Below are 13,998 nucleotides of genomic sequence, written 5' to 3' on the forward strand. Positions count from 1 at the left end.
AGGTTGCATTGGGTATCGATTCATCCCTACCATTGTAATCTCGATTGATTGCTTTTTGCTAACCCTACCCCCAAGATTGCGGGAGACTGTCCGCTACCACAGCTATTAGCTTCATTATTATTTAACCAATAAAGGAGACCGGCCATGAACGAGCAGTTACTGACAACAATGAAACAACAGTCGATCAACCGTTGGCTGACTCATATTGTCGCGACCAACTGGCAGCCGATTTGGGAGGATGATAAAAGTAACGATGAGAGGTTGATCGAACAGGTGAAGACCTTCTTCTTTCAGCAGCGATTCCAGCACTACCAGCAGCGGCTCTAGTGCTCCTCCTCTGCTCTACGGCCTAACTCATGTTTCAATATTGGGGTATCTGTGGCGAGTGTCACTTTGACGGCAAGCTCAACTTTAGCTACATTGATGGCGAAGATTATGACGATAGCGATGCCCTCGGCTATATGCTCGAACAGAGCTGCCCTAGCTGTGGTGCGATCGATAACATCCTGATCCCGATGGAGGAGTATCTGACCATGACCACTACCCTCCGGACTCAATCAAGCCATTAAAGGAGCAGTCACCAAACTATGTGGTACGCCATTTTAAGCGAAGATACCCCCAACAGCCTGCCGCTGCGACAGCAGCACCGTCCGGCTCACTTAGCACGGCTCAATGAGCTACAGCAGCAGGGGCGCCTGCTAGTGGCCGGCCCCCATCCAGCTATCGATACCACCGACCCCGGTGAGGCCGGTTTTAGTGGCAGCTTGGTCATCGCCGAGTTCGACTCTCTGGAGGAGGCTCGGCACTGGGCCGATGCCGACCCCTATCTCATCGGCGGGGTCTATACCGATGTTGTCGTCAAACCCTTTAAGAAGGTACTACCATGAGTGAACAGCGTGTTACCATGATTCGTGAACGGCTAGAGCGTGAATTTAGCCCCCAAGCGTTAGCGATTGTTGATGAGAGCCACCAACACGCCGGACACGCCAGTGCCGGAGGTGCCGGCCACTTTCGAGTCACCATCCGCGCCGATGCCTTCGAGGGCAAAACCACCCTTCAGCGCCACCGTATGGTCTATGCTGCCGTTGGTGATATGATGCCGGAGGAGATTCACGCCCTAAGCATTGATGCCGATGCCCCCTAGTGGGCCAACTTAACCTATCCACCCATAAACCACTCAGGAGATGTATGAAAAAGAGTCTAATCGCCTTAGGTTGTAGCCTCGCCCTCTTTAGCGCCACCGCAACCGCCGCAGAAACTATTGTCGCCAAGATTAATGGCCAGACCATTCACCAAAGCGATCTACAGCAGTTCCAGCAATCGATGATAACGGTTAAGCAGCAGCAGATTGCCGATGAGCAGCTACTCGAAGCCTATATCAACCACCGCTTAATGCTCGATGCCGCCAAAGCGGAGAAGATTGCCGAGCTCGACACCTTTCAGCAGGCTCTGCAGGCGTTTGAAAACGAGCTGCTAAAACAGGAGCTACTGCAGAGCTATCTGGAGAAAAATCCCCTCCCTGAGGCGGCCGTCAAAGCGCTCTACGAGGAGCAGAGCACCCAAATGGTCACCACCGAATTCAAAGCTCGCCACATTCTGGTAGAGGAGGAGGCCAAAGCGAAAGAGCTCATTACCGAACTCGATAAGGGGGCCGACTTCGCCGAACTAGCCAAAACGCACTCAATAGGCCCGACCGGCAAACGAGGAGGAGATTTAGGCTGGTTTGCCGCTAAGCAGATGGTAGCCCCCTTCTCTGAGGCGGTTGCCACGATGGAGAGGGGCAAATATAGCCAAACACCCGTCAAAACCCAGTTCGGATGGCATGTGATCTTGCTCGAAGATAACCGCCAATCCGAACCCCCCACGCTAGAGCAGCTCCGTCCGAAGCTAGAACAGGCGCTCAATCAGCAACGAGTCTTCGCCTATATCCGCCAACTACGAGAAGCGGCTAAGATTGAGACCCCATAAACGCCACATCAACTGTCCCCTACCATTGCGGCTAGGGGCAGTTCTGGCTCTCTTCACCCCTGCTTTCGCTGTCGCTTTCGAAACCGCACACTTAGCCGATATCGCCCCCGTGGCTCTCTTTAGTGCGCCAGCGCAAGTCTTAACTCAAACCTTAGCCACGCTCAGCGCCGAAGTCGGTGCTCGGGTTATCGAACTCCCCTACCGCGCCGGAGAGTCGATCGAGGCGGGCGAGGTGGTCGCCAAGCTTGACTGCCAAAAGTACCATATCGCCCTGCGCCAGCGGCGTGCCGAGATAAAACAGCTACAGGCACAGCTTGCATTTGCCCAAGAGCAGCTACAGCGGGCGCAGACCCTCTCTAGCAATATTTCGCGGGAAATAGAGCAGCAGCGCCAAACCACTCTAATCACGACCGAGGCGCAACTCGCGGCCAACCAAGCGGCACTGGAGCAGACACAACTCGACATTGATAACTGTCAAATTCGCACCCCCTATGACGCCACGCTCATTGAGCAGCTAGTCTCAGTTGGAGAGTTTGTGGCTCTCGGTCAGGGGGTTATTCGTCTTCAACAGCGTCAGTTCGATGAGGTGGAGGCGCAGATCCCCCCCCAACAGCTCAAGTCGCTACAGCAGAGTCGGCAGATCGAGTTTATTAGCCACGACACCCACTATCCGGTCGCTCTAAGAGCCGCGCTACCTGTGGTTACCCCCCAACAGCACAGTCGTCCGGTTCGATTGAGTTTTATCGCTAAGGCGGCCCTCTCCGGAAGCCACGGTCGCCTGCAGTGGCAGGGGGAGAGCCGTCTGCTACCGCCACGCTATCTTGCCCATTACCAAACGCAGACGGGGCTGTTTATCCTCAATGCGGAGCGGATAGTCGAATTTATCGCCCTCCCCACCCCACTGTTAGGGCGAGCGGTTAGTGTTGAGCTAGCGGCTGATACTCTTATCATTATTGGCGATACCGATACCCTTCAGCCCGGCCCTCTCAAGTAACGGCTTTCAACGACTCAATTAACTCATCTAGTTTGCCACTAGCGCGAAAGCCGGCGAGGGAGCTGTCGGTTCTTGCCTCATCGAGATAGGTCGCCGATAGCGACACCGCTTGCCGCAGATCCTCTAGCGCAGCATCACACTGCTGTAGGGTTGAGTAGGTGCAGGCGCGTTGATAGTAGGCGTAGGGGTAGTTCTCATCGATCGATAGCGCCTGATTACAGAGGTTGAGCGCCCACTCCGCCTCCCCTAACTCCAGTACCGTATCGGCCTTATAGGTGAGAGCTTCAATATCCTCCGGATTAATCGCTAAAATCTGATCATAAACCTCAATTTTGGCCTGTGGTGTCACCTCAATGCCGGAGCGCATCCATAACGAGTGGAGGGTATTGGTACGGGAGATCTCCTCCTGGGTAGAGATAATCTGCTCTGTTCTATCCCGCAGTGTCTGCTCCAGATCGACTAGCCGCCGCTGGTACTCTTCTGAAATTTGCACCACTTTGCGCTCTATCACCTCGTCCATCTTATTGCGAATATCGCGTAAAGAGCTCCAGCCAACTAGTGCCATAATCGATACGGCGGTGGCGATAAGATAGAAGATATTGTTAATCGTATCGGTCGCATAGCGAATGGTGCGGTCACTATTTTCAAGCCGACTACGAGCTAACTGCTCGACAAAGTCGGTACGCTGCTGCTGTAGTTCGGTACGCAGCTGTTTGAGCTCATCAAGGACATAGCGCTCGACAAAGGGGTTAAACAGCGGCTCTTCTAGCTGCTCAATCTCTGCCGCCGCCACACTATCGAGATCTCGATCCGACTCGGCAACCGCCAACACCGGCACTATCCCTAGCCACAGCACCCATCCTAGCGCCCTTAGGCAGCGCATATCGCAGTTCCGTAGTCGTGTGGCTCAATTAGCTGGCTATGTAGCGCCTGCACCGCTCCCTGATAGTCGTTACTATCGACGATAAACTGCATATCGACCTGCCGCATCGACTGGTGCATCGCTAATACACTAATCGAGCGCTCCGCTAGGGCGTTAACCGCCCGTGCTAGCAGCCCCGGAACCTGCATATCGCTGCCGATGGCCGAGACAATCGCCACCTTGCGATGGATAATATCGGCCCCCGGATAGAGCTCGCTGAGGGTGCTAATAATTCGCTTAACGGTCTTTAGATTACAGCTTAAAAAGTGGGTGAGGGTGTTAGCGTTACTATCTTTGGTGATAATTGGCGCTTTATAGCGGCGAAAGATCTGCTGTACGCGCTGCTCGTACTCATCGATAATACCGACCATGTCTTGATCAAAGAGCTCAATCGCGTGCAGATGTTGCCGACCGGCGATAATTTCGACACACGGCTTATCGCTCACATAGTCGCCGGTAATGAGGGTTCCGCCATGCTCCGGCTCAAAGGTATTTTTCACCCGTAGCGGAATACTCTGCTGCCTTAACCCCTTCGCGGCTCGGGGGTGAATCGCCTCCATGCCTAAATTAGCGAGCTGATCGGCCACATCGTAGTTGGTACGACCGATAGCAACAACCGATGCTTGGCCCACAATGTTAGGATCGGCCGTACTTAAGTGGTACTCCTTATGAATAATCGCCTCCCGCGCCTCGGTGACCACTGCGATCCGGCTAAAAGTCATCTCACTATAGCCGCGATCAAAGCTGGCCATTAACCCCTCCCGACAGTGGGCGTAGCCGGTCACAATCGGCATCTCATAGTCGAGATCGATATCGGCAAAGGCGCGGGTAATCACCTCATCAAGCGGTAGCATCTCGTCGGCGTGCCAGCCGGTTAAATCGACAAAGCGGGCATTAATTCCAACATTTTGCAGCAGATGGGCGGTATTCCAGCCGCTATGCGCCTCCCCTAGGCTAGCTAACATCTCCCGCACCCGCAGTAGATGGTCGGTCATGGCAAAGTGGCCATGCTGACAGAGTGAGTAGAGGTTATCGAGCACCACTTCGGTGTCATCGAGCCGTTGGCCGATAAAACGGTTGGCCATCGCCAATTGGGCGCTATCGTCAAATAGCTCCTCGTTTAGATGCAACAGTTTATGGCGTAGCTGTATCAGCGCCTCGCGCCACGCCTGTTCGCTCTCGGCATTGGTGTAGAGGGCATAGATCCCTGGCTGGCCGCTCTTTTTGTGTTCGAGCAGATCGTTAGTGACCCCCGCATAGGCAGAGACGACAAAGATACGCTGGTAGAGGGTCTCACTACGCGGCTGGATAATGTTATTGTGGACGGCAGCAAAGTGACTCATTGAGGTGCCGCCGATCTTCTCGACAGTATGAGATCGCATCGTTATTTCACCTTTCCTTTATTGTCTAAAGGGGGAGCAACTTAGCACACAAACCGTTTGTACTCAAAATATTTTTCTGTGCGAACACCGTATCCTTAGGCAATTTTTATCTTTTATGACAACCACTTACCCATGTTTTTTAGCGCATTCTCCTCAAAGTGGCTATAGAGCCGCTCTAGCTCCTGTTTGAGCCGCTCATTCTCCTGCTGTAGTTGCGATGAGGGGAGGTCTGTACGACTCTCACTGCGCTGTTTTAGCTGTTGCAGTTCACGATTAGCTAGCTTCAGCGTCTGTTTGAGTTCGTTGTTCTCCTGCTCTAGCTTTCGTGCCCGCTCCTTTAGCCTCGTATCATCTGGGGTGCCGGAGAGTGACGATTTTAGTTCATTAATCCGACTCACCGACTCGCGGGTCTCCTCTAGTTGCCGCTCCTTCTGTTGTAGCTGCTGTTTAAACTCCTTTTCGGCCTCGCGTAGCTGCTTTAGCTCCTGTTGTAGCTGTTTGAAACGCTGGCGCTCGATCTGACTGGCCGCCTCCCCCTCACTTATCACGCTCTTAAGCTGTAGCCTCTCGCTCTCATGCTGCTGTAGCTGCTGCTGTAGTACCTCTAGCTGCTCATTGGCCTGCTGTAGTGCCTGTTTTAGGTGTTGGCGCTGCTCATAGACCTGCTCGTTTTCGCCACTTATCGACTCAGCACTCTGCTGCACCTGCTGGAGCTGCTGTTTATAGAACTGTTCGCTTTTTTTAAGCTGCGCTAAGCTCATCTCAAGCTGCTGTTGCTGTAGTTGCCACTCACTCGCTGTCCGCTGCTGCTCTAGCCCCTGCTGCTGTAACTCGCCTAGCTGTTGCTGTAGCTGCACGATCCGCTCATCGCGCTGGCGCAGCGATTGTTGTAGCCTCTCCCCCTCTAGCTGGGCCTGTTGCAGCGCGTGCCGAAGCTCATGGTTGGTTTGGTAGATATTTTGCGCTAGAAGCTCGCTAAGCTTAGTCTCGCTCTGTCGTAGCGCCTCGGTTAGCTGCTGCTTCTCATACTCTAGCTGCTGCTGCCGCTGCTGCTGCTGCAAGGTCGCCTCTTCGGCCTGTTTAAGTTGCTGCTGTCGTGTCTCAGCAAGCTGCTGCTGCTGTTCGAGCTGCTGTGCGATCGTCTGGTGGCGCTGCTGCCACTGCTGCTGCTCTTCGGCCGCATCCTGTAGCGCCTCCCCCTGCTGCCGAGTCTCTAGTTGCAGCGAACTGAGCTCCCGTTGTAGCTGCTCTAGCTGCTGTTGTTGCTGCTGCTGCTGCTGTTCATGACGAGAGGCCGCTTGGTACAGCGCCTCTCGCTCCACTTCAAACTGGTGCAGCTCCCCTTTGAGTTCACGATTTTCGCGATAGATCTGGCCCGACTCCCCCTCTAGCGCCTTAATCGCTTCGGCAGATTCGGCTAGCCGTCGCTCTAGCTCTTTTCGTTGATGCTGTAGCGCCTCTTTTTCGATAGCAAAACTGCGCTCGGCCGTGGTGAAGGCGTTCTGCCAGATCTCGTTACCCATCTGGCGGCTTAGCTGCCAAATCGAGTCGGGGACGGTCACACTGTCGCGAGTCGGGGCGGCACGATGCCCCTCATCCCGCTCCTGCCAGCTCTGTAGTGCTCGGGTGATGGTACTGTAACTCCCTCCCCCCAGCGCCTGTCTGACGGAGGAGTAGCTAGGCGTCTCGCCACTTTTAGCAATACGGCTCGCCGCCGCATGGATCTCTTCAGTTGTTGGCTCCAAAACGCCCTCCTCCCCCAGGATTAGCCCTCTCTGCCCCAGCCATCTGTCGTGCCACCTCAATCGCATAGTAGAGGCTGCGACTATCGACCCCCCCTCGTCCGGCTAGCTCCAGAGCGGTGCCGTGATCGACCGAGGTGCGCACGAAGGGTAGTCCAAGGGTAATATTGACCGCCTGACCAAAGCCGAGACATTTTAAGACCGCCAACCCCTGATCGTGGTAGCAGGCCACCACCGCATCGCAGTTCGCAAGTCGGGGGCGGGTGAAGAGGGTATCGGCCGGCAGGGGGCCGTCTAGCTCGATCCCCTGCTGCCGTAGCTGCTGTAGCTGCGGTATCATCACCTCCAGCTCCTCCCGCCCTAAATGGCCCGACTCTCCAGCGTGGGGGTTGAGCCCCGCGACTAATATATGGGGCTGCGCGACCCCTAGCTGCCGCTGTAGCGCCCGATGGGTAATGGTAATCGTCTGCTGTAGCGCGGTCGCCGTTACCGCCGCCGCGACCTCTTTGAGCGGCAGGTGGGTGGTGACTAGCGCCACTCTTAACGCCTCGCTGCGCCAGTGTGGGGCGGCAAAACCGGGCGGCCATGGGGTCGCCAACATCATCACTACCTTCTCAACCGCTGCTAAATCGGCCAAAAATTCGGTGTGGCCACTAAAGGCGACTCCGGCATCGTTAATCACCCCTTTATGTACCGGCCCGGTCACTAATCCGGCCAGCTCTTTCGCCTCAATTGCCCTCACGGCTCGACGCAGTGTCTCTAACACATAGGGGCTGTGGCGAGGGTTGAGCCTCCCCGGTACCACCGGCTGCTGTAGCTGTACCGGCAGTAGCGCTAACTGCCCTGGTCGCCACTCAATCGGCTCGCCTCGATACGCCACTAGGGTCAGCGGCTGCCCTAATAGCTGCGCTCGCTGCTGTAACAGCTCGGGATCAGCCACCACCACGATGTGCCGCGCTAGGGGGTGGGAGGCCAGCGCCACCGCCAGATCGGGGCCGATCCCAGCCGGTTCGCCGGGGGTAAAGGCGAGTCGATTAGAGGCGAATATCGACATAGGCTTCACTACGCAGACGACGATTCCAGCTCTCCTCCTCCTCTGCCACCTTTTGTGCCTTAAGCGCCTGCTGTGCCCGAGTCCGTTCAACCTCTTGGCTATTATCGTGTTCGCGCCAGCCGAGCAGCTTGACAATATGCCAACCGAACTGGCTCTGAAACGGCTCCGATAGCTCCCCAATAGCTAACTGCTCTAACTGGCGCCGAAATCTAGGCACATAGCTATCGGGGGCCGCCCAGTCGAGTTCGCCACCGTTGACCGCCGACACTGGATCTTGGGAGTGGAGCTGCGCGAGTTCAGCGAACGACTCCCCCTGCAAAAGGCGCTCTCGTAGGAGGTGTAGTCGCTGCTGTAGCTCCTCTGCCGGGCCACTCTCCTCTAGCAATAGGATATGTTGTGCCCTAACTTGGCGCACCGTTTCGCCCCCGGTGGTACGAAACTGCTCTAGTTTTAATAGATGGAAGCCACTACTGTTTCGTAGCAGCGGCGAGATATCCCCTACCGCCATCGAGGGGACGACTTCGCGAAACAGTTGTGGCAAAAAATCGGCGCTACGCCAGCCTAAATCGCCCCCTTCAAAGGCCTGTTGTGCATCGGAGCGCTCAATCGCTAACTGGGCAAACGACTCGCCTTGTAGCACTCTAGCGCGTAGCTGCGCCGCCTCCTGCTCAAGTTGAGCGACCTCATCGGGGGTAGGATCGTCGGGAAGGGCGAGCAGAATATGGCGTAGCCGATAGTCGCGCTGCCGCTGCGCCGTTGGGCTATTTTGCAGATAGTGGTCAATTTCACGCGCGGTGACGGTAATACGGTTATCGACCTGGCGCTGCTTGAGCTGATTGAGGATGATTTCGGTGGCGATATCTTGCCGAAAAGTAGCAAAATGATCCCCCTGCTGCTCGACCATTCGCTGTAGCTGGGCTAGGCTTAGGCCATTATCGGCGGCGATACGGCGTATCGCCCGATCGATCTCCTCCGGCCCTAGCCGAATGCCGAGATCTTCAGCTCGCTGTAACTTAATTCGTTGTAAAATCATCCGCTCCAGTACCTGCGCCTGTAGCTGCGGCGAGGCGGCGATAGAGCGCCCCCCCTGACGAATTTGGGTGATAGTCCGTTCGAGCTGCCGGTTAAGCTGCTGTAAGGTGATCACCTTCTCATCGACCACAGCGGCGATACGATCTAACTCTTCGGCCCCTATCCCCCTCGATAACAGTAGCCCACTACAGACAACAAGCACCCCCATAAGCCCCGTCAACGGTAATCGGATCGAATCAAATTGCATACCTATCCCACTTCAGTAGAGTTAAACATAGAGTTAAACATAGAGTTAGAGTTAAAAAGTGGCACCAAGCTTACCATGTTCCAGCTCGTTTTGAAGCGTGTCGCCACCACTGCCCACCCCTTTAAGTTCGAACTGTAACTGCCAACTCTGATCGTAATCGCTAATCGCATCGAGCCAGCACCGCTTAGCCAGTAGCTGTAACCGCCAACAGCAGTGCTGGTACTCCAGCCCCAAGAGGCCATTATCGAGCCGCTGCTGCGCCAGATCGTGCAGCCAGCTACCAACGAGTTGCCACTCTCTCCCCAGATCGACACCGACAGAGAGGTAGCCCTGCTGTAGCGCCTGTTGTGGCTGCTCGCGATAGCCCGCTCTTAACATCCGCCGCCCCTGTCGCCAAGAGAGGGTCGTCCGATTCGCAGCCAAAGAGCCGTCGCGCTGCCACTGCTGCTCCAGCTCCAGCCGCAGCTGCGCCAGCGGTCGCCACTTCAGTGCGGCCAGCCAGTGACGGTAGCTCTCCTGTCGCCACTGCTCGGCGCTCAGTTCAGGAAAGGGGTCGATATGGGCGATCTTACCTAGCTGCCAGCCAAGCCACTCCCTCCCTGAGCGAAACAGCCTCTGCGCTAAGGCTAAGGTTAATTGGTGCATCTGGCCACTCAAATCGCCCCCAGCATAGCGATGATGCGCGTAGAGCTGCCGCTGATCAAAGGCGATAGGGCTAGAGTCGAGACGCCACGCCTGCCTCGGCTGCGACTCTCGGCTCAAGAGATAGAATAGGGTCGGCTCTAGGGTCGCTAGCTGCTCGCTACCGTAGTGGCGCTCAAAAAAGAGCTTTCCTAGCAGCGATAGTTGTCGGGTGGTGCTCTGTGAGCGCTCCCCTTTTGAGGAGTGATAGTCGCGCTGCTCTACCCTCAGTCCCGGCTGCAGTAGATACCCAGGCTGCCACCAGCGACGCTGTAGATCGATCGAGCCGTTAAAGCGGGAGTCACTCTCCCGTGAGTGCTGATCTTCAAAACGGGCCAACTCGCCCTGCAACGCTAACTGCCACGGTGAGGCTAACGGCGGCTGTAATAGTAGCCTAATCCCCGGCAGGCGTCGGAGGTGAGTTAAGCTATTTAGCGACTGGTACCCCTCGTAATCGATCACAGCCTCCCATGCAGGAGCTGCATAGCCCGCCTGTAGCAACTGCGGTAGCACTACGCTGTTATCGCTATGCAGCTCCGAACCGATATCGGTCAAATAACCACTATCGCTAGCACGACTCCAGTCGATATCGACCCGCCAGTTAGGATCACGATAGCGGTGCGTTATATCCCACAGATAGCGTGAGCGTCGCTCAACTCGATCCTCCCCCAGCCAAGCCCCCTCCACCACGCTCATCGAGCGGCGACCTAGGTGGCGCCACTGTAGTTCGGTCGCCGTCCCCCGCGACTCTAGCCAGTGGAGCGTTAAGGTCGCATCCTGCTCGGGGGCGATATTCCAGTACAGCGGCTGCCTAACCTCCCCCCCCCTCAAAGAGGAGTTGCCAAACTTCGGCGCGAGCAGGCCACTTTTACGCCCGCTCAAGGGAAAATTGATGTAGGGGAACCAGAAGATAGGCACCGTCGCGAGCTGTAGCTGCATATTCCACGCCTGGCCGAGATTCGCTGCCGGATCGAGCAAAATGGTCTTCGCCTCAAGCTGCCATCCACTCGCCGCGTCAGGACAGGTAGTATAGCTGACCTCGCTCAGCGCTAGCTCCCCCTCCGGGCTGAGCTGCAACCTCTCAGCCGCTCCCCGAGCGCCACTTTCTGGTAGCAGAAAACGGCTCTGGAAAAACTCGCCACTGTGCTGATGTTGGTTAAAGCGGCTCTTCTCTGCCTCGACCAGCAGCCCCTCTGCCAGATAGCGAACTCCCCCCTCCATCACCAGCTCGCCACTGCGGCGCTGCCAACGAATCGATTCAGCCTCTATCTGCTGCTCGGCACTATAGAGCTCAATCGCCCCCTCTAGTTGTAACTGATCTCCTGCGGCCTCAACTCGCGCGGCCTGCAACTCAATAGATCGATCACTGACTCGGGGAGCAAAGTGGGCACGGCTATCGACCGCAGGGCAGAGAGCCTCCTGTGCGCCACTCACCGCGCCACTTAGCAGTAGCCCAAAGAGCCCGCCTCCGCCACACCAGCGCCACAAACGACCGCTTTTTTGATAGAACCTCCACCCCATTGGCTGTTATACTAACCGCAACAGCCGCTGTAGCTCAGCAGGATAGAGCGCACCCCTCCTAAGGGTGAAGTCACAGGTTCAAATCCTGTCAGCGGCGCCAAAAACCCCTTAAAAATCATCTATTGATAACAGATCATATCTATTTTGCGTCCCCTCCAAATCGACTCACGCTCTCCGTTTGTCCCCCTGCCCTTTTCGCGCCCAGACCCTAGTGCCTGTCGCCAAAGCAGCGACAGTATAAACGGCCTAGCGCCTGTCACAAATAGGCTTTTTTGTTTTGTGGGAGTTGGGAGTCGGCAGTGGGAGTGGGGGGGGGCGGGTTCTACCGCCGCTCGTTTACCATCTGTTCGGTCACATCGCAACGCTCCACCCCTTCGCTAGAGGGGAGTTCAAACATCACTTTGCGTAGTAGCCCCTCCATGACGCCGCGTAGGCCGCGGGCACCGGTGCCGCGCTCAATCGCTAGTCGGGCGATGGCGGTGAGTGATTGGTCGTTAAAGTTGAGCTCTACCGCCTCATAGGCAAATAGCTTCTGATACTGGCGCACGAGGGCATTTTTGGGTTGGGTCAATATCTGCACTAGCGCCTGCTCGTCGAGATCGTGCAGGGCGGTAATGATCGGAAAGCGACCGATAAATTCCGGAATGAGACCGAAGTGGCGCAGATCTTCGGGCTGTACCTGTTCAAATAGTCGTAGTTTGTCATACGCCTGTTCGGGATCGGAGAGATCGACATGAAAGCCGATCCCTCGACTATCGAGCTGTAGCCGCTTCTCTAATAGCCGCTCTAGTCCGGCGAAGGCACCACCACAGATAAAGAGGATATTTTTGGTATCAAGCACCACCTCCTCCTTCTCCTTCTCCTTGCGCCCCTTATTGAGCTTAACGCTAAACCCCTCTACCAGCTTTAACAGCGCCTGCTGTACCCCCTCCCCCGAGACATCTTTGGTGCCGTGGGAACTCTCGCCAGCGCGGGCTAGTTTGTCTATCTCGTCGATATAGACAATCCCCCACTCGGCTAGCTCCAGATTGCCATCGGCACTATCTAGCAGCCGCACCAAAATCGAATCGACATCATCGCCGACATAGCCAGCTTGAGTTAGGGTGGTAGCATCAGCAATCACAAACGGTACCCCGACCACTTTGGCCAAGGTACTAGCGAGCAGCGTTTTACCGGTACCGGAGGGGCCGAGCAGGAGCACATTCGACTTCTCGATCTCAACATCGTTATCGCCACTAAGGGGTAAAATGGCTGGATTCTGCTCTAACTGTAGCCGTTTGTAGTGGTTATAGACCGCCACCGCCAGCGTCTCTTTCGCCAGCTCTTGGCCGATGATGTAGCCGTCGAGTTGGCGCTTAATCTCCACCGGTTTAGGTAGCTGTTGCAGCGGCTGTAGCGCTTTACGCCGCCTGCCCCAGCTGCCGACCACTTGTGAGGCGAGTCGGACACACTCCTCGCAGATATGCCCCTCATCGCCGGCGATGAGGGGTAGCTGTGGCCCCTGTTCAACACCACAGAAGAGGCAGTGGGGACGGCTCATAGTGACGACTCTCTATCGTTAGATTCAGGTTTAGACTCAAGGGCGGCTAGCCACCGCTTTTGGTGTAGCCGCTGCTGTCGCCGCTGTAGCTCTCTGGCAATCCGCTCCTGAACCTGTGCTAACGGCATCTGTTCGGCAGCGTTAATCTCATCACAACAGAGTAGATGGAATCCGAGTTCACTTTCGACCACGCCACTAATCTCGCCTAATGTGAGTGAGAAGAGTACCCGCTCAATGTCGGGATAGAGCTGCCCGGGTGCGACAACCCCAAGCTTGCCCCCCTCCATCGCTGTCGGACACTCTGAGTAGCGCTCTGCTAGCTTAGCAAACTGTTGTGGCTGTCGCCCCTTTTGAGCCAATTTAGCCGCAATCGCCTCAATTCGCTCTCTGGCCCGGGTGCGGCTATTTTCGGGATAGTGGTCATTAATTGTAATCAAAATATGGCGGGCGCTGCGCCGTTCTGGTCGGTTGAATTTGTGCCGATTCATCTCGTAGTAGAGCGAGACATCGACCTCGGTGATCGGGCTCTCCGACTCTGCGGCCACCTGCTGCATGACCGCATCAAAGATTAGCTCCCGCCGCAACGCCTGCTCTAGCCCCTGTGGCGAGAGGTAGTTCTGCTCTAAATCGGCCTCAAACTCCGCGTTAGAGGGGTAACGCGCCGCTACCTGCGCTTTGGCCTCGGCCAACACGCTCTCCGGGATAACCACCGGTTGCGCTTTTGGGCTAGCTAGCACTCGCTGTTCGATCTGGTAGCTCCGCTCTGCCCGCTCTAAGACCTGGCGATACTCATCGCAGGTTAAACCGGGGAGGTTTTTACCGTAGAGCGCTAGCGCATGGCGCAACAGATGGTAGGCTAAGGGGGGAGAGGGGATAGGCTGTTCGGTCATCGGTGGCGACATCACGACTCCTTCG

At 56.2% G+C, this 13,998-nt stretch carries 14 protein-coding genes and 1 tRNA gene; 7 read left to right on the forward strand and 8 right to left on the reverse strand.

Features of this window, described 5'->3' with window-relative positions:
• Positions 1 to 144 precede the first annotated feature (144 nt).
• From D5085_16005 to D5085_16030, 6 genes are read left to right on the forward strand one after another with little or no spacing between them, the layout of a single operon-like run.
• Positions 145 to 327 carry a hypothetical protein gene (locus D5085_16005; protein ID QEP44505.1) on the forward strand — a complete coding sequence of 61 codons (183 nt, stop codon included), beginning with the start codon at positions 145 to 147 and terminating at the stop codon, positions 325 to 327.
• Between the two features lie 29 nt (positions 328 to 356).
• On the forward strand, positions 357 to 569 hold the full coding sequence (locus D5085_16010) for a hypothetical protein (GenBank protein QEP44506.1): 213 nt from the start codon (positions 357 to 359) through the stop codon (positions 567 to 569).
• Between the two features lie 18 nt (positions 570 to 587).
• Positions 588 to 887 carry a YciI family protein gene (locus D5085_16015; GenBank protein QEP44507.1) on the forward strand — a complete coding sequence of 100 codons (300 nt, stop codon included), beginning with the start codon at positions 588 to 590 and terminating at the stop codon, positions 885 to 887.
• On the forward strand, positions 884 to 1,144 hold the full coding sequence (locus D5085_16020; protein QEP44508.1) for a BolA family transcriptional regulator: 261 nt from the start codon (positions 884 to 886) through the stop codon (positions 1,142 to 1,144). The genes D5085_16015 and D5085_16020 overlap by 4 nt, the downstream gene beginning before the upstream one ends.
• A 44-nt stretch (positions 1,145 to 1,188) precedes the next feature.
• Entirely contained in the window at positions 1,189 to 1,968 is a 780-nt protein-coding gene (locus tag D5085_16025; GenBank protein QEP44509.1) for a peptidylprolyl isomerase, read from the forward strand.
• Complete coding sequence (locus D5085_16030) at positions 1,904 to 2,962, forward strand: efflux RND transporter periplasmic adaptor subunit (protein ID QEP44510.1); 1,059 nt, start codon at positions 1,904 to 1,906, stop codon at positions 2,960 to 2,962. Before D5085_16025 ends, D5085_16030 begins: the two co-directional genes overlap by 65 nt.
• Here the strand turns inward: D5085_16030 and D5085_16035 are convergent.
• The 6 genes from D5085_16035 to D5085_16060 form a co-directional block, all read right to left on the reverse strand.
• Positions 2,955 to 3,845, reverse strand: a complete 891-nt coding sequence (locus tag D5085_16035) for a tetratricopeptide repeat protein (GenBank protein QEP44511.1) — start codon at positions 3,843 to 3,845, stop codon at positions 2,955 to 2,957. The two genes, D5085_16030 and D5085_16035, sit on opposite strands and share 8 nt — an antisense overlap.
• Positions 3,833 to 5,266, reverse strand: a complete 1,434-nt coding sequence (locus tag D5085_16040; protein ID QEP44512.1) for an aspartate kinase — start codon at positions 5,264 to 5,266, stop codon at positions 3,833 to 3,835. Before D5085_16040 ends, D5085_16035 begins: the two co-directional genes overlap by 13 nt.
• A gap of 113 nt (positions 5,267 to 5,379) precedes the next feature.
• Complete coding sequence (locus D5085_16045; protein QEP44513.1) at positions 5,380 to 7,077, reverse strand: DNA-binding protein; 1,698 nt, start codon at positions 7,075 to 7,077, stop codon at positions 5,380 to 5,382.
• Positions 6,995 to 8,056, reverse strand: a complete 1,062-nt coding sequence (gene pdxA / locus D5085_16050; protein ID QEP45192.1) for a 4-hydroxythreonine-4-phosphate dehydrogenase PdxA — start codon at positions 8,054 to 8,056, stop codon at positions 6,995 to 6,997. Before pdxA ends, D5085_16045 begins: the two co-directional genes overlap by 83 nt.
• The gene (locus D5085_16055; GenBank protein QEP44514.1) at positions 8,043 to 9,341 is read right to left on the reverse strand and encodes a molecular chaperone SurA; all 1,299 of its coding nucleotides are present in this window, start codon (positions 9,339 to 9,341) and stop codon (positions 8,043 to 8,045) included. Before D5085_16055 ends, pdxA begins: the two co-directional genes overlap by 14 nt.
• A 51-nt stretch (positions 9,342 to 9,392) precedes the next feature.
• Positions 9,393 to 11,543 (reverse strand): LPS-assembly protein LptD, encoded by a 2,151-nt coding sequence (locus D5085_16060; protein ID QEP44515.1) that lies wholly within the window; start codon positions 11,541 to 11,543, stop codon positions 9,393 to 9,395.
• Positions 11,544 to 11,566: 23 nt separating this feature from the next.
• Here D5085_16060 and D5085_16065 point away from each other — a divergent pair.
• Positions 11,567 to 11,643, forward strand: a tRNA-Arg gene (locus tag D5085_16065).
• A 222-nt stretch (positions 11,644 to 11,865) separates the two neighbouring features.
• On the opposite strand, the gene clpX is transcribed toward D5085_16065, so the two are convergent.
• Together clpX and nifM are read right to left on the reverse strand one after the other, a co-directional pair.
• A complete protein-coding gene (clpX, locus tag D5085_16070; GenBank protein ID QEP44516.1) occupies positions 11,866 to 13,083 on the reverse strand; it encodes an ATP-dependent Clp protease ATP-binding subunit ClpX in 1,218 nt (405 codons plus the stop codon).
• Complete coding sequence (nifM, locus tag D5085_16075) at positions 13,080 to 13,985, reverse strand: nitrogen fixation protein NifM (protein QEP44517.1); 906 nt, start codon at positions 13,983 to 13,985, stop codon at positions 13,080 to 13,082. Before nifM ends, clpX begins: the two co-directional genes overlap by 4 nt.
• Positions 13,986 to 13,998 lie beyond the last annotated feature (13 nt).

This window comes from Ectothiorhodospiraceae bacterium BW-2 (assembly GCA_008375315.1).
Classification (GTDB): domain Bacteria; phylum Pseudomonadota; class Gammaproteobacteria; order Thiohalomonadales; family Thiohalomonadaceae; genus BW-2.